The following is a 19,561-nucleotide window of genomic DNA, read 5'->3' as shown; positions in this document are numbered from 1 at the left end:
AACCTAACCGACATAACCACTCTCCGCAAAAGAGTGAATACGGAGCGTTTTCTCACGCGGTCCGGAGGTCCAATGTGTGCCACACTGTCGCCTCCCGGCTGCCGGTCGACCACCAGAGCATTCCGTCCCGGCTCGCGGCCAGGTCGGCGGCGGCCGAGAGGGTCACCGTCGTTCCGGTGCGGACATCGTGGACGATCAGGCCGGCCGTGCCGGTGAGGTCGGAGTCCGGGCGCGGCTCGGAGAGGATCTCGAAACGGTCGAGCACCGCGACGTCGTTCACCGCGGCCTGGGTGCCGGGACCGGCGATGCGCCGGCGCTCGGAGCCGTCCGGGCGCATCAGGTCGATGCGGGCCAGACCGGCGGCAGAGTTGACCATGACCCGGCACCAGGCCGGGCTGCACATGGTCCATTCGGCGGGGCCGGCGGTGATCGTCCGCGTTTCCCGGGTTTCCCTGTTGCGCAACCGGATCTCGCCGGACTGGCCGCCCACGTCGTCGGTGAGCCACGGCCAGGCGGAGAGCGCCCACTGGCCTTTCTCGGTGTTTTTGTCCACCGGGCCACCGGTCAGCGGAATCGAGCGGATCTCGGTGGCCTTGTCGTCGTCGGCTGCGGCCCAGTGGACCCGGTTGTCCGCGACGACGAGGTCGTACTGGGTGCCGTAGAGCAGGATGTTGCCGGTGTCCGAGGTCAGCTTTTTCGGACTTTTTCCGGTTTTGGTGTCCAGGACCCAGATCTCGGTGCGGCCGTCCTCCGAGGTCTCGGTCCAGAGCAGATGGTCACCGGCCTTGGTGAGGTTGTCGAAGCGGGCGCTGGAGGGAAGACGCCTCAGCTCCCGGCGCCCGTCGCCGGTTATCGCGCCCGATTTATCGCGATATTCGATGAGCAGGTTGATGAATCGGCCGTCGCTGGTCTCGACCGTGCCGACCGGGGTTGTCGCGTCCAGGAAGAGCAGCGGGTCCAGACCCAGGTCGCGAAGGTCGGCGCGGGCGGCCTGCGGCCACGCCTGCGCCAGGGTGGGCCGGGTTGTGGTCGGCGGCACGGCGGCCTTCTGCCTCGGCAGGCCTCCGGCCAGCAGCGCCACCGCGGACAGCAGCGCGACGATCAGGCCGAGGCGGGGAGCCCTTGTCCGCGTCACTCGTACTGCTGCTTCGGCGGGGTGATCGGTTGCCACTGTTCGACCTCCAGGTAGGCGATGTCTGCCTGGTTGACCGGGTCCTTCGTTCGTTGCGGGCTGTGCCTGCCGGTCACCCGTAGCCAGGTGCCGGACGGGACGTCCAGGGCCGGGCCTCCCGTCAGGCCCACCTTGATCGGGCGGCCGTCGGCGGCGCAGCAGCTCACCACGATGCGGGCCAGCATCGGGGCGCCATCCGGGCCGGTGGTGACGAAGCCGGTCAACTCCAGGCGGCGGCCGGTCAGGCTGCGCCCGTCGTCGTAGATGCTGCGGGACGCGTAGTCGAGCAGGCCCACCGGGACCGGATCGCCCTCCGGCAGCGGGCCGTAGTCGGACTCGGCGGCGGCCGGCAGGCTCCCGGACTGGTCGGCAGTGAATGCGCCGAGGGCCGGCGGCGCCACCAGCAGCAGGCCGATCACCGGGAGCAGGAGCAGCCAGCCGACGCGAGGCTCGTGATGCCCGTGACCATGCCCGTCGTCGGGGGCGTCCTGGGGCGAAGTTGCGGGCCGGTACTCGTACCAAAGGGTCATGAGGGACGTGGCCACCAGGAAGGCGCCCGTCAGGAGGAGGAAGGGCCGCAGGCCCTCCTTGACGTAGCGCAGATAAAGATCGGTCCAGGACGCCTTGAGGATCGCGCCGCCGAAGAGCAGCAGGACGACTGCCTGGGCCTGCTTGTTCACAGCAGGATCCATCCGGTGAGTGAGCCGGCCAGGACGGCGAGCGCGAACGTGGCCGGGGCGAAGCGGGACGCGAAACGACGGCCGAAGACGCCGGTCTGCATGGCGATCAGCTTGAGGTCGACCATCGGGCCGACCACCAGGAACACCAGCCGCGACGTCAGCGAGAACTGGGACAGCGACGCGGCGACGAAGGCGTCCGCCTCACTGCAGATCGACAACAGTACGGCCAGAACGGCGAGCGCCAGGATCGACAGGACCGGGTTCGACGCGAGGGTCTGCAGCCACGCCTCCGGCACCAGCACGCTGATCGTGGCGGCGGCCGCGGCGCCGGCCACCAGGTAACCGCCGGCGTGGATCATGTCGTGCCGGCAGGCCGACCAGAAGGCGCGGCCCTTGCCGGCGATGTCCGGCTGATGCGGCAGCCGGATCCAGTCGGCGCGGCCCAGTCGTAGCCAGAGCCAGCCCATCATGACTGCGACGGCGAGGCTGGCCAGGGCCCGGGCCACGACCATCTCCGGATTGCCGGGGAAGGCGACGGCGGTGGCGGTCAGCACGATCGGGTTGATCGCCGGGGAGGCGAGCAGGAACGCGAGCGCCGCGGCCGGGGTGACCCCGCGCCGGATCAGCGACCCGGCGACCGGCACGCTGCCGCACTCGCAGCCGGGCAGCACCACACCGGCCAGGCTCGCCGCCGGCACCGCGAGTGCGGGTTGTTCCGGCAGTGCCCGGGCCCAGAACGAGCTCGGCACGAAGACCGCGATGATCGCCGAGAGCAGTACCCCGAAAACCAGGAACGGCACGGCCTGGACCAGCACCGAGACGAACACGGTGGTCCAGGCCTCCAGCCGGGCACCCGCCACGAGCCCGGACAGCGGCCCTCGGAAGATCACCAGAAGGATCAGGAGCGCGGCGAGAAACTCCACCGAGCCGAGCCCCCGGCGTCGTTCCAGTGTCTGGGTTTCGGCCACCGTGCGAATTTACCGGCCGTCCGTGCCGGAGCGCGGATCACGAACGGGTGATCACGGCGGGCGGTGCGGCTGGAGTGCTGGGTGCCGGCGACCGAAACGAGTTACCTCACGGATCTTGAGCGATCCTCCACATTCTGGGGTGTGACACCGCTCAAGATCTTGATGAAGCCCGCCCCCTCCATCCCATGACCAGGGCACGCGTAAAGGATCGGCAGCGTTGATGGGGTCACACGGAGTGGTTGCGTGTGCCTGGGTCTCGGCCCTGGCGTGGATGAAGTCGCACCGAGTCGTTGGGTGCGACCTGGTCCACCCACATCACGCGTTACGTGCGCCGTCGCCTTCGTCAGCGGCGGGCTTGTCGGATTTCGCGGACCGCCCGAGCATCGCGATCGGTCAGCCCGCGGGGGCGGTGAGCGCACACAGAACGCTTGCGCGTGCGTTCATCGCCCCGGAACTCGGGACGCCCCGATGGCCGGCTGGCGGGAACGGGCGGGTTTGGGCTGTGCTGAGGGTTACGGGCTGGCCGCGAGGAAGAGGAAGACCGCGAGCAGGCCGAGGTGCAGGCCGCCCTGGAGGATGTTGGCGCGGCCGGGTACCACTGTCAGCGTTCCGACCACGAAGGTCAGCACGAGCAGGACCATCTGGGTGCCGCCGAGGCCGAGCAGCAGCGGGCCCTCCAGCCAGATCATCGCGGCGGCAATTGCCGGGATTGTCAGGCCGATGCTGGCCATGGCGGAGCCGAGCGCCAGGTTGAGGCTGGTCTGTATCCGGTCGCGGGAGGCCGCGCGTACCGCCGCGATGGTCTCCGGCAGCAGCACGAGCAGGGCGATCACCACGCCGACGACGGCGTGCGGCAGACCGGCCGACGCCACGCCGGACTCGATCGACGGGGAGATGCCCTTCGCCAGGCCGACCACCGAGACGAGGGCGAGCAGCAGCAGGCCGAGGCTGTTCAGGGCGTCGCGGCTGGACGGGCCCTCGGCGTGCTCCTCGGCGTCGATCACCTCTCCCTCGGTGGTGATCGGCATGAAGTAGTCCCGGTGCCGGCGGGTCTGCACCAGCACGAACAGCAGGTAGAGCCCGAGCGAGACGACAGCGGCGAACCCGAGCTGGGCCGGCGAGAACTGCGGTCCGCCGCGGCTCGTGGTGAACGTGGGCAGCACCAGGCTCAGCGTGGCGATCGCCGCGACGGTGGCCAGCGCGCCGCCCGTACCCTCCGGGTTGAAGACCGCGATCCGCCGGCGGATCGCGCCGACCAGCAGCGAGATGCCCATGATGCCGTTGACCGTGATCATCACGGCGGCGAAGACGGTGTCCCGGGCGAGCGACTGCGACTTCTCCCCGCCGCTGATCATCAGGGTGACGATCAGCGCCACCTCGATCACGGTGACCGCGACGGCGAGGATCAGCGATCCGTACGGTTCATCGACCCGGTGGGCGACGACTTCGGCGTGGTGGACGGCGGCCATCACGGCGCCGCCGAGCAGCACCGCGACCAGGGCCACGGCCGGTGGCGGCAGATCGCGGCCCCACGTCAGGATCAATGCCGCGACGGACAGGACCGGCAGATAGACGTTCCAACGGCTCATCGAGTCAACAGTGCCAAAGTTGAGGCGGTTGCGCTCAGCTCTCATCCGATATTTCGGGCTTTTTCCGGTCACTGTGTCCGAGGTCTCGGTCCGGCGCGACGCGGTCCCGGACCATTCGCTTGAGCGCCGGCAGCTCCGGGAACCCGCCCTCGGCCTTGCGTGACCAGAGCGTCTCGCCGTCCAGCCGGATCTCGAAGACGCCGCCGATCCCCGGGACCAGCGCCACCTCGCCGAGGTCGGTGGCGAACGTGGTGAGCAGCTCCTGCGCGGTCCAGGCGGCGCGCAGCAGCCAGCGGCACTGGGTGCAGTATTCGATCTCCAGACGTGGTGTCACAGTCAAGAAGTATCCCTGCGGCATGATCGTGCACGGAACACGGCGATGAGGAGTTGGTGTGAGGCGAGGTTGGATCGCGGCCGGCATGGCGGTCATGGTCACGGTGACCGGGTGCAGCGGCGGCGCGGACGAGAAGGTCACCGAGACCGTGCAGGCGGTCGTCGCCCGGGATTACGTGGCGCTCGGTGACTCGTACGCGGCGGGGCTCGGCGGCGGCGACTACGTCGACACGAGCTGCCTGCAGAGCAAGGACAAGTCGTACCCGCAGCTCTGGATCGAGGACAAGGGCACTGCCGCGCTCGGCGCGACCGTGAACAACGCCTGCAGCGGCGCGCTGATCGGCACGGTCCGCAGCCGTCAGCTCACGGCGCTGAACGACAAGACCGGGTACGTGACGGTGACCGTCGGCGGCAACGACGCCGGGTTCGTCGCCACCCTGCAGCAGTGCGTCCTCGGCTCCGACAAGACCTGCGCGGACTCGGTGAAGCTCGCTGTCGACACGATGGACAAGACCTTGCCGACCGGGCTCGACGGCCTCTACACCGAGATCCGGGCGAAGGCGCCGAACGCCAAGGTCTACGTGCTCGGTTACCCGCACCTGGTCGCCGACCCGGGCAACGGGGTCAAGTGCGACTCGCTCGTCGACGCGCGCCGCAAGACGCTCAACGAGGCCTCCGACACCCTCTCCGAGGTGATCTCCGCGGCCGTGTCGAAGCATCCCGGATTCACCTACGTGGACGCTCGGGTGATCTTCGCGGGCCACGAGGCGTGCACGAAGGAGCCGTGGATCCACTCGGTCGCCGACGACGTGTCGGAGTCCTTCCACCCGAACGCGGACGGTTATAAGGCGTACGCAAAGGTCCTGCTCAGCGTGACCGGCTGAGAATAAACTGAGCGTTCGATGAATAGAGTTATCCAGGCATGGCAATGCCTGGATAACTCTTGCTTTCCCATGGAGCAAAATTCCTGCGGCGGGATGACCATCGAGGGGTGACCGAGACAATCGTGATCCTGACCCTGGTGGTCATCACTGCCCTCGGCTTCGACTTCACGAACGGGTTCCACGACACGGCGAACGCCATGGCGACGTCGATCGCAACCGGGGCCCTGAGGCCGAAAGTCGCCGTGCTGCTGTCAGCAGTGCTCAATCTGGTCGGCGCGTTCCTCTCCATCGAGGTGGCGCTGACCGTGACCAACGCCGTCGTCAACATCCAGAACTCGGACGGCACACCCAAACCAGAACTGCTCGCCGACGGCGGCACCGCACTGCTGGTGATCGTGCTGGCCGGTGTCATCGGCGGCATCTTCTGGAACCTGTTCACCTGGCTGCTCGGACTGCCGTCCAGTTCCTCACACGCGCTGTTCGGCGGCATCATCGGCGCCACCGTCGCGGGCCTCGGCTGGGCCGGCGTGAAGTGGACCGGCGACGGCAGCAAGCTCGACGGCGTCCTCGGCAAGGTGGTCCTGCCGGCGCTCATCTCGCCGGTGGTCGCCGGCGTGGTGGCCGCCATCGGCACCTGGATCATCTACAAGATCACGATCGGGGTCGCGGCGCGCTTCACCGACAACGGATTCCGCTGGGGACAGATCGGCAGCGCCTCGCTGGTCTCGCTCGCCCACGGCACCAACGACGCCCAGAAGACCATGGGCGTCATCACCCTCGCGTTGATCGCCGCCGGCGAGTGGTCCAACACCGAGGACATCCCCCTTTGGGTACGCGTGAGCTGCGCACTCGCCATCGCCCTCGGAACGTACCTCGGTGGCTGGCGGATCATCCGTACCCTGGGCAAGGGTCTCGTCGAGATCGCGCCCCCGCAGGGTTTCGCCGCCGAATCAGCGGCCGCCACGGTCATCCTCACGTCCAGCCACCTCGGCTTCGCGCTCTCCACCACCCAGGTCGCGACCGGCTCGATCCTCGGCAGCGGCGTCGGGCGTCCGGGTGCCCAGGTCCGCTGGGCCGTCGCCGGCCGGATGGTCGCCGCCTGGATGATCACCCTGCCCGCGGCCGGCCTGACCGGTGCGCTCATGTGGTTCATCGCCGACCTGGTCGGCGGCATCGCCGGTGCGATCACGATCTTCGTGGTGATGCTGGCCGGAGCCGCGGCCATGTACCAGTACTCGCGCCGCACGCCGATCGACCACAACAACGTCAACGACGAGTGGCAGCCAGCTCCGGCCCCTGCTCCCTTGAAGGAAAACGCATGAACAACCTGACTCTGGCGCTGGACAGCGCCTGGAAGGTGCTGCTCATCGGCATCCTGATCGGCGCCGGACTGCCCGCGATCTTCGCGTTCGGGATCCGCTCGATGGCGTACGGAACCGGCGGCGACGCCGAGGTGCACGCGACCGGATCCGCCGGTCCGCGGCCGCACCCGATCGGCCGGATCGGTGCCGCCGCCTGCTTCGGCGTGGTGCTGCTCGGCGTGGCCCTGGGCATCACGTTCATCGTGGCGACCGGCTTCGGCAAGGAGCTCAGCTTCGAGCACGTGTACCCGACCCTGGTCGCCAAGGACTGAACGATGGCCGACTCCCGTTCCAACTTCCTGACCCGGGCCGTCGAGTGGCTGCGCGCCGGATATCCCGACGGCGTTCCCCGGCGGGACTACGTCGTCCTGCTCGGGCTGCTGCGGCGCACGCTCAGCGAGGACGAGGTACGCGGCATCGCCCGTGACCTCGCCGCGCAGTCCGCGGAGCCGATCACCGCGCAGGACATCGAAGAGATGATCAGCACCACGGTCCTGCAGAACGCCACGCCGGACGACGTCGTACGGGTGTCCGCGCACCTGGCGGCCGGTGGATGGCCACTGGCCGACCCACCCGACAACTGACGGACGCCTCACGTTCTCGTGGCGGACGCCTCGGCACGTTTCGATGGGTCGTGCACCACGCCAACCACTACTACGGCCACTCGTACGTGATGGCCCGGTACTGCGGTTTCCAGGGTGATCCGCCCCGGATCCGCGGGTACCTTCAGCACGGCTGGAACATCGGGGACGGCCTCGCGCCCGACCACGAGTACGTGCCCGGTGTCCCCTCGTTCGTCTGGAGCGAGCGGACCCGGCGCCGTGCCTGGTCGATGGGGCGGCGTCGGGTGCACGTCACCGGCGCTCCCCTGGCCTACCTGCTGGCCATGACACAGCCGTCGTTGTCGTCGCCGGCGGAGCCGCGCGAGGGCACCATCTGGTACCCGTTCCACGGCTGGGAGGGCCAGCACGTCCAGGGTGACCACGACCGGCTGATCGCCGACATCAAGGACACCGAACCGGGGCCGGTGACGGTCTGCCTCTACTGGCAGGAGTACCGCACCGCCGCGGTTCGCCGCCGTTACGAGCGGGCCGGGTTCCGGGTGATCTGCCACGGTTATCGGGGTGGCTGGTGGAAAGACCTCGACCCCGGCTTCCTCGACCGGCAGCTCGGCGAGTTGCTGCGGCATGAGCGGGTGGCGTCGAATCGGCTGTGCAGCGCGGTCCTCTACGGCGCGCTCGCCGGATGCGAGCCGGCCGTGTACGGCGACCCGATGCAGCTGCGCGACGAAAAGGACCTGTTCGGCGGCCGGCAACGGATCCGCAGGCAGTGGGCCGCGCTGCACGGTACGCGGGTGGATCCGGTGGTGGCTCATGCCGTCGCTGTGGACGAGCTCGGCGCTGACCGGCTGCTGACGCCGGCCGAGTTGCGAGCGCTGTTCGGATGGTCCGGCTCCGCTTCCCCGCCGAGCGAGCTTTCCCCGTCGAGCGAGCCTTCCCCGCCGGGTGACCCTTCCCTGCTGAGCGAGCCTTCCCCGCCGCGTAAACCTGAGGCTGTCGCATGATCCCGCTTCTGCTCGGCGGCGAGATGCCGCACTGGTCCGACACCGACCCGGCGGGCGGGGCCGCCCTGGCCACGCTTGCCGCCGCGGCGCGCGGTCACACGCTGATCGTCGGGCCGCACTCGTTCCCGCTGATCGACGCGGTGCCGGCCCGGCAGATCACCGTCCTGGTACGCGGTGTGCCCGACGCCGAAGCGCTGGCCGCGCGGTATGCGTCGCGCGCCGGTTTCGAGGTGTGCTGTGGCAGTTTGGAGAAGCTCGCGGCTGTTCCGGCGTACGACACGGTGCTGGCCCTCGACGGCCTGGACCGGACCGTCACGACCGAAAGCGACGGCCTGACCTGGGAAGACAGTCTTGGGGCGCTGCTCGCGGTGCTGCGGCCCGGCGGACAGTTGCTGCTCGGCCGCGAGAACCCGGCCGGCCTGCACCGCCTGCTGGCCCTGTCCGAGGAGCCGGGCTCCGGCGACTGGGATGGCGGCGATCGCGGGGCGCCTGCCAATCTCCCCCAGTTACGGGAGCGGATCGTGGGCGCCGGGATGTCCGTGCTGCGGGACTACGCGGCCTATCCTTCGCCGCGGTCACCCCGTCTGCTGGCCAGCTCTGCGGCTCTGGGTGATCGTTCGCTGCACGGGTTCTTCTCGGGGGCTCTGCGTCGAGCGGGTACTCCGGAAGGGCCGGTGCTGGCGGATCCGCGGCCGGTTGCCGTACAAATGCTGAACAGTGACCTGGCCGCGGACCTTGCGCCCGGCTGGTTCGTGCTGGCCGCCAAGGGCGGGCAGGCGACGCTGCCGGAGGTGGTGCTGGCGACCGAATCAGGCCCGGTCCATCATCTGAATCGGACATCGCAGGGCTGGACGCAGCAGGCCACAAAGCCGGACAGCCCGTTGTCGGCGCCGACCGGCGGGAGCTCGCTCGGCGCGCCGTCGCCGATGCCCGCCGGGTGGAACCTGTTCGACGCGCCGTCGCCGGTGCCCGCCGGGTGGAATTTGCTCGATGCTCTGCTTGACGCCGCGCGGGGCCGGGATCTGCCGGCGCTGCGGTCGCTGCTGACATCGTGGCAGGGCGGTGAGCTCGCCGGGATCGACGCCGACGAGATCGTCGTGGGCGAGGACGGGCGGCTGCACGATCTCGGGCTGGGCGAGAGCCAGGATCCGGGTCCGGCGCTGCGGCACTTCATCGAAGCGGCGCCCGGCGACCTGGCCGAGCTGATCGAAGCCATGGCCGGCATCGAGGCGGCAGCCGGCGGCGCCGCGATCCGCCCCGGCGTCGAGGCGTTCCGCGAGGTCGCGGCGGCTCACGACCGCCTGGCGCGAGAGCTGGGCGAGGCGCAGACCAGGATCAATTGGTACGAGCAGAGGCTGGCCGTCCGCGACACCGAACTGGCCAGGGCCTACCGGATCATCGCGCTGCTGAAGGGCACCGTCCCGGGCCGAGCAGCGACGGCGGTGCGAGGCGCGCTACGCACCGGCAAGAAGGCCGCCCGAACAGCCCTACACCAAATCCGCAAACCCTGAACACCCGCGGCCCAAAGTAGCCCGATCCACCAAATCCTGCGCTCTGCCCCGCCCCGCACTCTGCCCGCCCCGGCCCGCTTTGCCTGGATCTTGTGGACTTCCCCGCAGACGTGCCCGCACAACTCCACAAGATCGAACAGGCGTGGCCGATCTTGCGGAGTTACGCGCGGGCGTGGCCGATCTTGCGGAGTTACGCGCAGGCGTGGCCGATCTTGCGGAGTTACGCGCGGGCGTGTCCGCATAACTCCGCAAGATCGAACAAAGCCCGGCCGATCTTGCGGAGTAACGCGCAAACGGTTCGCCGAACTCCACAAGATCGGCGAAGCACCCCGTTCACCACGTCGAAACGGTGAAGCACCGCGTTGGCCGACCCTGGGAAACCGGTAGGCATAGAACACCCGCCACTCTCCAAGATCCGTTGCCGTCCACTCGCCGTCGCGGCAGAGCAGCACCACAAAGCACGCATAACACCCGAAAACGGCATGTCACGGATGGCCGCCTCGCAAACTCGTGTGCTTGTGGTCGATCAGCCGGCTAAACCGCACAAGATCTCCGAGCGGCACCTTGCCCCGGGAAACCGCACAACACCCCGGGCCCGCTAGCGATCCACGAATGGCGGAACCCGAGCGGCCGCCCCCTGCGACCCCGAGGGGACGATCGCGGGCGGGTGGCTTGGGTTTGTGGTTTTTGGGCGGGTTTGGGGGCGCCGGGGGTGGCGCCTTGGGGCGCCGGCGGGAGGGGCCGCAGGGGGCTGGGGCGGCTTGAGGTGGTTGATGCGGTTGTGGGGGTTCTAATTCCGTATTGAAAGGGGGAGGGTGGTCGCCTCGTCGTAGAGGGATTCGAGCTTTTTGGTTTGGGTTGTGAGGTTGAAGTCGGCTGTGGCTCGGCGGTGGGCCTGGGCGCCGAGGCGGTGGCGGAGCTGGGCGTCGGAGAGCAGGTGGGTCATCGCCGCCGCCAAAGCTGCCGGGTCGCCCTCTCCGCAGAGCAGGCCGGTCTCGCCGTCGGTGACCGCTTCGGGAATTCCGCTGTGGCGGGTCGACACCACCGGGAGGCCCAGGGCGGCGGCTTCCAGGATCGTGGTGGGCAGGCCTTCGGTGTCGCCGTCGGGGGCGGTTTTGGACGGGGCTACCAGCATGCGGGATTCGGCGAGGTGGCGCTGGACGATCTCGGGTGGGTGGCTGCCGAGGAAGGTGGCGTCGAGGCGCAGCTGTTCGGCTCGGGCTCGCAGGGACTGCTCCAGGGGACCGTCGCCGATGAAGAGGGCTCGCGGGGATTGCATCGTGGACAGGGCGGTGAGCAGGTCGTCCACGCCTTTTTTGGGTACGAGGCGGCCTACGAACGCTACGTCCCAGCGCTTCGGGACCACCGGCGGCGCGGCCGGGACCGGTACGCCGGTGTAGTGCACGCGCACCTTCTCCGGGTCGGCGCCGCAGGCAATGGCCCGGGAGCGGATGACCTCGGAGACCGCGATGATCAGGGCGGCGCGGTGGAAGACGGTGCGCAGATTGCGGCGGTAGCGCAGGCCGTGCAGGCCGGGAGCGTCGGGCTGGCGGGTGACGTCGTGGCCGTGCACGGTGACTATCAGGGGCTTTCCTAAGTAGCCGGCGGCTCCGCTGATCAGCCAGCCGTCGCCGCCGAAGTGGGCGTGTACCAGATCGGGACGTTGCTGGGCCAGGGCGCGGCGCAGTCGCGGTGAGTCGCCGGTGAGGCGCAGCCGCAGGAAGGCACGCGGATCGCCGGCGAACGTGATGACGTCGTCGGCACGGGACAGCGGTGATGCGGTGCGGGTGGCGCCCAGGTAGGACGGGCGCCATCGGGTCAGGGCGTCGCCCTGGCCGCGGATGAAGGTCTCCGATCCGGCGAGCAGGGCGCTGCGCCAGATCGTCACTCGCGGTTCAGTGGACATCGACCGGCTGGGCCTCGGCGGGCTGATCCCGGCGGCCCACGATCAGGTCGCGGAGACGGGCACGTAGCGCCGGCGGCAGCGCCCAGATCTGCGCGTGGGTCAGATAGTCCAGCGCGCCGGGCTTGCCGTGGCCGCGGGCCTCGGCGAGCAGCTCGCGGAAGTGCTTCATCTCGCGGCCGGGCGCGGCCATCGAGCTGAGCACGCTCAGCGTGAAGGCGGCGTACGCGCGCGGCGTGAACAGCTCCCGGTTGGCGCGCAGCCAGGCGAGCTGCTGTTCGTACGGCATCTCCAGGCTGATCCGGTGCCGGTCCTCGTCCTGATGCCACAGCACCAGCGGCTCCGGTGCGTAGATCAGCTCGACGCCTTCGTGGCGGATCGCCCGCAGCGTCCAGTCCAGCTCCTGCTGGCGGCGCAGCCCGACGGTGAACGGGACGGCCCGCAGCAGCTCGGTCGGCGCCATGATCGTCGAGGTCTGGATGAAGCCGTCGCCGTAGAAGAGGCCGCGCCGCACGGTGAAGTACTCACTGAGCGGCTCCCCCGGGCTGGGCAACCGGCGGGGCATGACGGAGTCGGCGCGCGGGGTTCGGTTGATCAGGCGGCTGGCAACGATGGGGAGCCTCTTGTGTGAGGCCCGCGCCAGCGCAAACTGCGTCTCGATCTTGACGGGTAGCCACTCGTCGTCATCGTCGAGCAGTGCGACGAACCGCCCCCGCGCCTCCAGGGCGCCGATGTTGCGGGCGCGCGGCGCTTTGCCCCGCTCGGGCAGCACCACGACGCGCAGGCGGGGGTCGCCGATGCCGGACAGTTCCTTGACGGTCGCGTCGTCCGGCCCGTCGACCACGACGATCACTTCGAGGTCGTGGTGGGTCTGCCCGAGGGCGGACTCGGCGGCGCGGGCGGCGAGTTGCGGTCGGTTGCACGTCGGGATGACGACGCTGACATCCGGATCGGTCGGCATGTGGGCCGACGTTAGGGAGCCAAGGCGAGGGCTGCGGAAACAGCCCTCGACCATTGAGCGAACTCAGTACCTCAGGCCGTGTCCGTAACGGAAAGCCGGGGCGGTGGTGCCACGGGAAGGTCCTCTCGACGGGCCCCGAGTGTGTTACGGCCGGGTTAATAATTCCCCGTGGGGGAAAACTAAAGCGCAGGTCACCGCGAGGTCAATAGGGTGATGTGGCTTACTTCCCGCTGGGGGAAATATGCTGTGCCCCGGCGGGCGGCAACAAGGGGGCGAACGGGCGATATGGCATCCAGTTCAGAGGAACCGTCCCCGGGTCCTTCGGGACGCCGCGCTGAAGGGCCGGCTTCTCCGGCTCGCCGCAGTGAAGGGCCGGCTCGCAGGCGCGGGCGTCCGCCTCGGATCAGCCGGGATCGGATCGTGGCCGAGGCCCGCACCATGGACCCGGCGACGCTGACCATGCAGGCCGTCGCGGAGCGCCTCGGCGTGGACCGCAAAGCGCTGAACTACCATGTCAGCGACCGGGACGGGCTGCTCGAACTGGTCGCTCTGAACGTCCTGCACTCCGAGGTGGGCGAGAACGAACCGCCACCGGACGCGGACTGGCGCGACGCCACCCGGCACTTCGCCAGGACGATGCGTGCCGCGATGGTGCGTACCGGCGCGCTGTTCGAGTACGTCCGGGTCCCGGTCGGCGGACTCTCCAGCCTGGCCCCGGCCGAACGGCTGGCCGAAACGCTGATGGCAGCCGGCTTCGACGATCAGGAGGCGGCCCGGGCGCTCGGATTCATCGCCGAGTTCGTCTTCTCCTCGGCCCGTGACGCCATCATGATCGACCGCTACGGCGTCCACCCGCAGGTCACCGAGATCCAGGAGGCGCTGGCCACGGCACCGCCGGAGGATTACCGTACGACGCGCCGCCTGATGGCCAACCAGTTCCAGCCGGGCGACGCCCAGCTCGAATTCGACCTGCGGATCTTCATAGCCGGCATGGACCACCTCCTGTCCACCAAGATCTGACCCAGCCGGGCTTCCCTGCTGCCGCATCCACGCCGAAACAACCGCGAGCACCGGCCGGCCGTAACTGCCAGTCAGCCCGGACGCCGGCCCAGGGGCGATCAGCGCACGGAACGCCGGCGCAGAGGCGTTCGATCTTTGCTGGCCGGCTGCGACGGTTGCTTCGGGCGCCTTGAGACGACCGCGAGAACCAGCCGGACTGATCTTGGAGACTTCTGGCTGCGGATTGTTACTCCCTGTCACGGCATTGCCGGTGAGCCGCCGATGTGTGGAACATCGTGGTGCCTCCATGCTCCGCCAGTTACCAAGATCTGCTGTGATGGCCGCCGACACGAGACACAGAGCGACCAAAGCTGGTCGCCGGCAACGCCCGAGCCACGGCCGCACCGATGAGTGAGCCTTCAGCCCCGCCGCCGCCGCGCGAGCCCGTGGCCGCCGCCGCCGCCGCCGACGAGCACCAACGGGTGAACGAACCACCGACGCGTGTTGATTTCGGGCGTGATTCGAACCCTTAGTCGACACGGCCAGCCGATTCGCAGTGTGCGTGTCGATTTCGGGCGTGGATTGAACCCTAAATCGACACGCCGGCCTTTCCGCGCGGCAGCGAGGCGGGGCCAAGCGCGGCACGGGGCCGGGGCCAGGCGCGGCACGGGGCCGGGGACGGGCGGGGTGGGTTTTGGGGTGACGGGGGTCTGGGGGTGGTGGGGTGGGCGCCGGAGGGAGGGGCCGCAGGTGGCGAGGGGGCTGGAGGTGGTTGATGCGGTTGGTGAAGTCGGGTGACGCGTACAAAAAGTCGCGTCCGGAATGTACCTTTGGGGTGGGGCGATCGAATGGAACAGGTGATGCTCGCGCCGGCCGAAGGGCTGACCGGGGTTGAGGCTGAGGCGCGGCGGCGTCGTGGCGAGGCGAACACCGCGGTGCAGGGTGGGTCGCGGAGTTATGGCGAGATTCTGCGGACGAACGTATTTTCGTTCTTCAATCTCATTCTCTTTGTGATCGGTGCGGCGCTGCTGGCACTGGAGCGGTACAGCGATGCGCTGATCAGTGTCGGGCTTGGCCTGATCAACGCTATTATCAGCGCGGCGCAGGAGATTCGGGCGAAGCGCAAGCTGGACCGGCTGCAGCTGCTGGACCGCACCGGGGTGGTGGTGATCCGGGACGGTCAGGAGATGGAGATCGCTCCGGACCTGGTGGTGCGTGGGGACGTGCTGCGGGTACGGCCCGGCGACCAGATCGTGGTGGATGGGCCGCTGCTGGACGGCGGGCGGCTGGAAGCTGACGAGTCGCTGCTGACCGGGGAGAGCGACCCGGTCGTGAAGCATCCGGGTGACGAGCTGCGGTCCGGCAGCCTCTGTGTGGCCGGGGACGGGCATCAGCTGGCGCGCGATGTCGGCGCACACAGTTATGCCGGGCGGCTCACCGCTGAGGCGCGGCGGTCGACCACCGACAAGACGCCGTTGCAGCGGCGGATCGAGTTCATCGTGCGGCTCGTCATGGCGCTGACCGCGCTGATGAGCGGCGCCATCATCGCGCAGGCCGCCATCGAGGGGTTCAGCGTTCTGCGGGTCGTGCAGATCACCGCGGTGCTGTCCGGACTCGTACCCTATGGGCTGTTCTTCCTGATCGCCCTCGCCTATACCGCCGGTGCGGTCCGGATCGCGCGGCACGGTGCGCTGGTGCAGCAGGTCAACGCGGTCGAGTCGGTCAGCAACGTGGACGTGGTGTGCACCGACAAGACCGGCACCCTGACCACCGGGCAGCTGACCCTGGAGGAGATCGTTCCGCTCGGCGGGCACGAGTACGGCGAGGTCTCCACGGCGCTGGGCAGCCTCGCGCACAACGCGACCACGCCGAACCTGACGGCTCTCGCGCTGATCGCGGCGCTGCCGGGTGACCCCTGGGAGGTACGCGACGAGGTCCCGTTCTCCTCCTCGCTGCGATGGTCGGGTCTCGTCGCCGACGAGGGCACCTGGGTGCTCGGCGCCCCGGACTCGCTGGCGCATCGGCTGCGTACGCCGGTACCGGCCGCCGAGGTCACCGAACGGACCGGGCTCGGCCTGCGGGTGCTGTTGCTGGCCCGCGCCGAGGATGGCGGGCTGCGTGACGCCGAAGGCCACCCGGAGCTGCCGATGCTCATTCCGGTGGCATTGGTGGCGCTGGCCGACGAGCTGCGGGACGAAGTGGTGGAGACGGTGCAGCGATTCCACGCCGAGGGTGTGTCGCTCAAGGTCCTCTCCGGCGACGATCCGCGTACGGTCGCCGCGATCGCCCGCCGCGCCGGGATCGACGCCGAGGAGCCGGTCCCCGGTGCGGCCCTCGACGACCTGGAGGACGCGGCGCTGGACGCGGTCGTGGCCCGGACAGCGGTCTTCGGCCGGGTCGCGCCGGAGCACAAGGAACGGATCGTGCGGTCGCTGCGGCGGCAGGGCCGGTACGTCGCGATGATCGGCGACGGGGTGAACGACGCCCGGGCGCTCAAGCAGGCGCACATCGGTGTGGCGATGCGCAGCGGCAGCGCGGTCACCAAGGACGTCGCGGACATCGTGCTGGTGGAGGACTCGTTCGCGGCGCTGCCACCGGCTCAGCAGGAGGGCCGGAAGATCATCAACGGGATCGGGATCTCGTTGTACATTTTCCTCGCCCGGGTGGTCAGCCAGGGGCTGGTGATTCTCACGGTCACGATGCTGGGGCTGGGGTTCCCGTACTCGCCTACCCAGGTCGGGCTGACGATGTTCACGGTCGGGGTGCCGACGGTGTTCCTGACGTTCTGGGCGAAGCCGTCGCGGCCCGATCCGGACATGTTGCGAAATATCGTTAGGTTTGTGCTCCCGGCCTCCGTCGTGACGGCCACCTTCGGAGCAATGGTCTACACCGCCCTCTACGAAATGATCGTGAAGGGCTTCAACTCAGGACGCCGGACACCGCACGAGATCATCTCCGAGTTCGAGAGCTACACCGGTCTCACCTACGGCATCGACGCCGACTTCACCACCGCCTCGGCCACGATTCTGGCGCAGACCGGGCTTTCCACGTTCTTCTGCTTCGCGTCGTTCGGGCTGATCCTGTTCCTGGCGCCGCGGTCCAAGGCGTTCGCCGCGTGGACCGCGCCGACCGGTGACACCCGGCCGGCGTTGCTGGTGCTGGGCTTGTGCATCACGTTCAGCGCGATCCTCTGCGTACCGGTCTTCTGGCAGTACTTCGGGTTGATCGGGCCGTCCAAGCCGGTGTTCTTCGTGGTGCTGCCGGCGCTGCTGCTGTGGTACGGCACGTTGACGATCGTGCTGCGGTTCCGGCTGTTCGACCGGTTGCTGGGCCTCGAGGACCTCTCAGGTCGGGAGAAAGCCCACCGATAATTCGGGCCATGCTCAGGGTTCTCACCGCCGCCACCGCCGCGGCTGCCGTCCTCATTCCCGGCGCCGCCTGCGCCGCGACCAAACCCGCGTCGGTCACCCGCGCTTTCAGCGCGTCCACCGCCGAGATCGCCAACCCTGGGCGCGGCTTCTTCACCTACACCGAGACCCATCTGTACGCCGACGGCACCGGTTACGTCCCGCTCGACACCGCCTCGTTGGAGCAGGCCCGGGTCGACGACGCGCACACCCTGGTCTTCCGGATCTTCTACCTGGAGAAGTACCAGGGCACCGACACCATCTCGGCGGCCGACCTGAACCGGATCCGGGCCGACTTCACCGCCGCCCGGGCCGCCGGGGCGAAGATGGTGGTCCGGTTCGCGTACACCGCCACCTCGGACGCCGACGCGCCACTGGCCCGGGTCCTCAAGCACATCAGGCAGCTCGGCACGGTCCTCACCGCGAACGCCGACATCATCACGGCCGTCCAGGCAGGCCTGATCGGCCGGTGGGGCGAGTGGTACTACACCCGGAACTTCACGCGTACCGACTGGTCGGACCGCAAGCAGGTGCTGTCCGCGCTGCTCGCCGCCACTCCGGCGAGCGTGCCGGTGCAGGTGCGTACCCCGCAGTACAAGCGCAGGCTGCTCCCGGACAACGCCCGCGTCGGCATCCACAACGACTGCTTCCTGGCCGATGACTCCGACTACGGCACCTACATCGGCGACGACCGTGCCTGGCTCGCCAAGCAGAACATCCTGGTCGGCGGCGAGACCTGCGCCGTGTCGAACCGGTCCGGCTGGGCGAACGCCCGCGCCGAGATGGCGGCCTACCACTGGACCTATCTGAACCCCTCGTTCAACGCCGACGTGCTGGATTCGTGGGGCGCCGACGGCCTCGCTTCCGCGGCACGCGATCTCGGCTATCGGATCCGGCTCACCTCAGCGGTCCTCCCCGCCACCACCAAGCCGGGGGTCAAGGTCACCGCGCGCGTCACGCTCTCCAACGTCGGGTACGCCTCCCCGGCGGCGAATCGGCCGGTGAAACTGCTCGTCGGTTCGTCCGCGGCGGTGGTTGTCCCTGCTGATCTGCGGACGTGGTCACCGGGGAAGTCGATCACCTTGAGTGTGTCGTTCACTGCCCCGTCGAAACTGGGCTCCTACCCACTCTCGCTGAGCCTGCCCGACCCGTCGGCCAGGCTCGCGTCCACCCCGGCGTACGCGATCCGGCTCGCCAACGACGGCGTCTGGTCGCAGGCGGACGGCACGAATGCGCTGAACACGACATTGACCGTCACGCGGTGATCCGTCTACGTTGGGGCAACAGCGTTTCCCCCAACGAAACGGATGCCGCTCATGGTCAGCGCGCTCTTCGGACTGATCGTCGTCGCCGAAGTGGTCCTGCTCGCTCTCGTGATCACCCTGCGCCGCCGGGATCCGGACTGGACGCTGACCCTGCTGGTGCTGGTCATCCTCGCGCTGATCTACGACAACGCGATCGTGGCGCTCGGCAGCACACTGGGCTTCGGCGACCTGCTGGAGGCGCTGTCTCTCCCCCGTTACGTCACGCACGCGCTGCTCGTACCGCTGCTGATCATGGTGGCGGTCGGGCTGGGCCGCCGATACGGCTTCTTCGCCGGCCAAGTCGCGCCCGCAGTCTTCGGAGCGCTGACCGTGGCACTGATCGCACTCGGCGCCTGGGCCGACATCGTCACGCTGGAACTGGAGCCGACCCGGTACGCCGACACCCTGCGCTACACGAACGCCGCCGCGAACGGCCCCCCGATCCCCGCCATCATCGCAATCCTCGTCATGATCGGGGTAGGCTCGGCCCTACTGGCCCGAGCCCGCTGGCCGTGGCTCCTGGTGGGCGGCGTGGCGATGTTCGCAGCAGCCGGCGCCGGGGCGTCGATCCTGTGGCTGAGCAACCTCGGCGAGCTAGCCCTGATCCTGACGGTGTGGCTGACAGCATCCCGCCCCCAACCCTCCAGATCCCTCCAACCGGCCTGACCCAGCCAAGCCCTCAATCGCCGGCTGTCGCTCACGGCCACCGGCTGTCGCTCACGGCCACCGGCTGTCGCTCACGGCCACCGGCTGGCGCTTATGGTCGCCGGCTGTCGACAGCTGGCAGCCGTGAGCGCCAGCCAGTTGGGAGGGTGACCGCAGGCGCCGTCGCCGAGTCCGACTTATCACGTTTTCCTGGTCGCGATCCAGGCGATCTCAGCCCGCTCGAGATTCGCCATCCTGCGGGCCGGCTTCGGGTTCGGGCG

At 69.1% G+C, this 19,561-nt stretch carries 17 protein-coding genes; 10 read left to right on the top strand and 7 right to left on the bottom strand.

Features of this window, described 5'->3' with window-relative positions:
• Positions 1 to 52: 52 nt before the first annotated feature.
• The 5 genes from ACQP2E_RS09670 to ACQP2E_RS09650 all read right to left on the bottom strand — a co-directional run bounded on the left by ACQP2E_RS09670 (position 53) and on the right by ACQP2E_RS09650 (position 4,742).
• Entirely contained in the window at positions 53 to 1,135 is a 1,083-nt protein-coding gene (locus tag ACQP2E_RS09670; protein ID WP_433829994.1) for a hypothetical protein, read from the bottom strand.
• Positions 1,132 to 1,851, bottom strand: coding sequence for a TIGR03943 family putative permease subunit (locus ACQP2E_RS09665; protein ID WP_433829992.1), 720 nt, complete (start codon positions 1,849 to 1,851; stop codon positions 1,132 to 1,134). The genes ACQP2E_RS09670 and ACQP2E_RS09665 overlap by 4 nt, the downstream gene beginning before the upstream one ends.
• Positions 1,848 to 2,819 (bottom strand): permease, encoded by a 972-nt coding sequence (locus ACQP2E_RS09660; RefSeq protein WP_433829990.1) that lies wholly within the window; start codon positions 2,817 to 2,819, stop codon positions 1,848 to 1,850. Before ACQP2E_RS09660 ends, ACQP2E_RS09665 begins: the two co-directional genes overlap by 4 nt.
• Positions 2,820 to 3,331: 512 nt before the next feature.
• Positions 3,332 to 4,408: a calcium:proton antiporter gene (locus ACQP2E_RS09655; RefSeq protein ID WP_433829988.1), complete on the bottom strand. Its 1,077-nt coding sequence runs from the start codon at positions 4,406 to 4,408 to the stop codon at positions 3,332 to 3,334.
• Between the two features lie 34 nt (positions 4,409 to 4,442).
• Complete coding sequence (locus ACQP2E_RS09650) at positions 4,443 to 4,742, bottom strand: SelT/SelW/SelH family protein (protein ID WP_433833862.1); 300 nt, start codon at positions 4,740 to 4,742, stop codon at positions 4,443 to 4,445.
• A gap of 58 nt (positions 4,743 to 4,800) precedes the next feature.
• On the opposite strand from ACQP2E_RS09650, the gene ACQP2E_RS09645 reads away from it, so the two are divergent.
• From ACQP2E_RS09645 to ACQP2E_RS09620, 6 genes are all read left to right on the top strand, one after another.
• Positions 4,801 to 5,625 (top strand): SGNH/GDSL hydrolase family protein, encoded by an 825-nt coding sequence (locus ACQP2E_RS09645; protein WP_433829986.1) that lies wholly within the window; start codon positions 4,801 to 4,803, stop codon positions 5,623 to 5,625.
• Positions 5,626 to 5,732: 107 nt separating this feature from the next.
• On the top strand, positions 5,733 to 6,947 hold the full coding sequence (locus tag ACQP2E_RS09640; RefSeq protein ID WP_433829984.1) for an anion permease: 1,215 nt from the start codon (positions 5,733 to 5,735) through the stop codon (positions 6,945 to 6,947).
• Positions 6,944 to 7,258: a hypothetical protein gene (locus ACQP2E_RS09635; RefSeq protein ID WP_433829982.1), complete on the top strand. Its 315-nt coding sequence runs from the start codon at positions 6,944 to 6,946 to the stop codon at positions 7,256 to 7,258. Before ACQP2E_RS09640 ends, ACQP2E_RS09635 begins: the two co-directional genes overlap by 4 nt.
• Before the next feature lie 3 nt (positions 7,259 to 7,261).
• On the top strand, positions 7,262 to 7,570 hold the full coding sequence (locus ACQP2E_RS09630) for a DUF3349 domain-containing protein (RefSeq protein WP_433829980.1): 309 nt from the start codon (positions 7,262 to 7,264) through the stop codon (positions 7,568 to 7,570).
• Between the two features lie 50 nt (positions 7,571 to 7,620).
• Positions 7,621 to 8,550: a hypothetical protein gene (locus ACQP2E_RS09625; protein WP_433829978.1), complete on the top strand. Its 930-nt coding sequence runs from the start codon at positions 7,621 to 7,623 to the stop codon at positions 8,548 to 8,550.
• The gene (locus tag ACQP2E_RS09620; protein ID WP_433829976.1) at positions 8,547 to 10,061 is read left to right on the top strand and encodes a hypothetical protein; all 1,515 of its coding nucleotides are present in this window, start codon (positions 8,547 to 8,549) and stop codon (positions 10,059 to 10,061) included. The genes ACQP2E_RS09625 and ACQP2E_RS09620 overlap by 4 nt, the downstream gene beginning before the upstream one ends.
• Positions 10,062 to 10,851: 790 nt before the next feature.
• Here ACQP2E_RS09620 and ACQP2E_RS09615 read toward each other — a convergent pair.
• Positions 10,852 to 11,949, bottom strand: coding sequence for a glycosyltransferase (locus tag ACQP2E_RS09615; RefSeq protein ID WP_433829974.1), 1,098 nt, complete (start codon positions 11,947 to 11,949; stop codon positions 10,852 to 10,854).
• Between the two features lie 7 nt (positions 11,950 to 11,956).
• Positions 11,957 to 12,925, bottom strand: coding sequence for a glycosyltransferase family 2 protein (locus tag ACQP2E_RS09610; RefSeq protein ID WP_433829972.1), 969 nt, complete (start codon positions 12,923 to 12,925; stop codon positions 11,957 to 11,959).
• Positions 12,926 to 13,345: 420 nt separating this feature from the next.
• Between ACQP2E_RS09610 and ACQP2E_RS09605 the strand changes: the two genes are divergently transcribed.
• The 4 genes from ACQP2E_RS09605 to ACQP2E_RS09590 all read left to right on the top strand — a co-directional run bounded on the left by ACQP2E_RS09605 (position 13,346) and on the right by ACQP2E_RS09590 (position 19,301).
• Positions 13,346 to 13,945, top strand: a complete 600-nt coding sequence (locus tag ACQP2E_RS09605) for a TetR/AcrR family transcriptional regulator C-terminal domain-containing protein (protein WP_433829970.1) — start codon at positions 13,346 to 13,348, stop codon at positions 13,943 to 13,945.
• A gap of 827 nt (positions 13,946 to 14,772) precedes the next feature.
• The gene (locus ACQP2E_RS09600) at positions 14,773 to 17,295 is read left to right on the top strand and encodes an HAD-IC family P-type ATPase (protein ID WP_433829968.1); all 2,523 of its coding nucleotides are present in this window, start codon (positions 14,773 to 14,775) and stop codon (positions 17,293 to 17,295) included.
• A gap of 8 nt (positions 17,296 to 17,303) precedes the next feature.
• Entirely contained in the window at positions 17,304 to 18,596 is a 1,293-nt protein-coding gene (locus ACQP2E_RS09595) for a DUF4832 domain-containing protein (RefSeq protein WP_433829966.1), read from the top strand.
• Between the two features lie 51 nt (positions 18,597 to 18,647).
• A complete protein-coding gene (locus ACQP2E_RS09590) occupies positions 18,648 to 19,301 on the top strand; it encodes a hypothetical protein (RefSeq protein ID WP_433829964.1) in 654 nt (217 codons plus the stop codon).
• The last annotated feature ends 260 nt before the right edge of the window (positions 19,302 to 19,561 follow it).

Source organism: Actinoplanes sp. CA-015351, assembly GCF_050955685.1.
Classification (GTDB): domain Bacteria; phylum Actinomycetota; class Actinomycetes; order Mycobacteriales; family Micromonosporaceae; genus Actinoplanes.
This window is presented reverse-complemented; position numbering and strand designations above follow the sequence as displayed.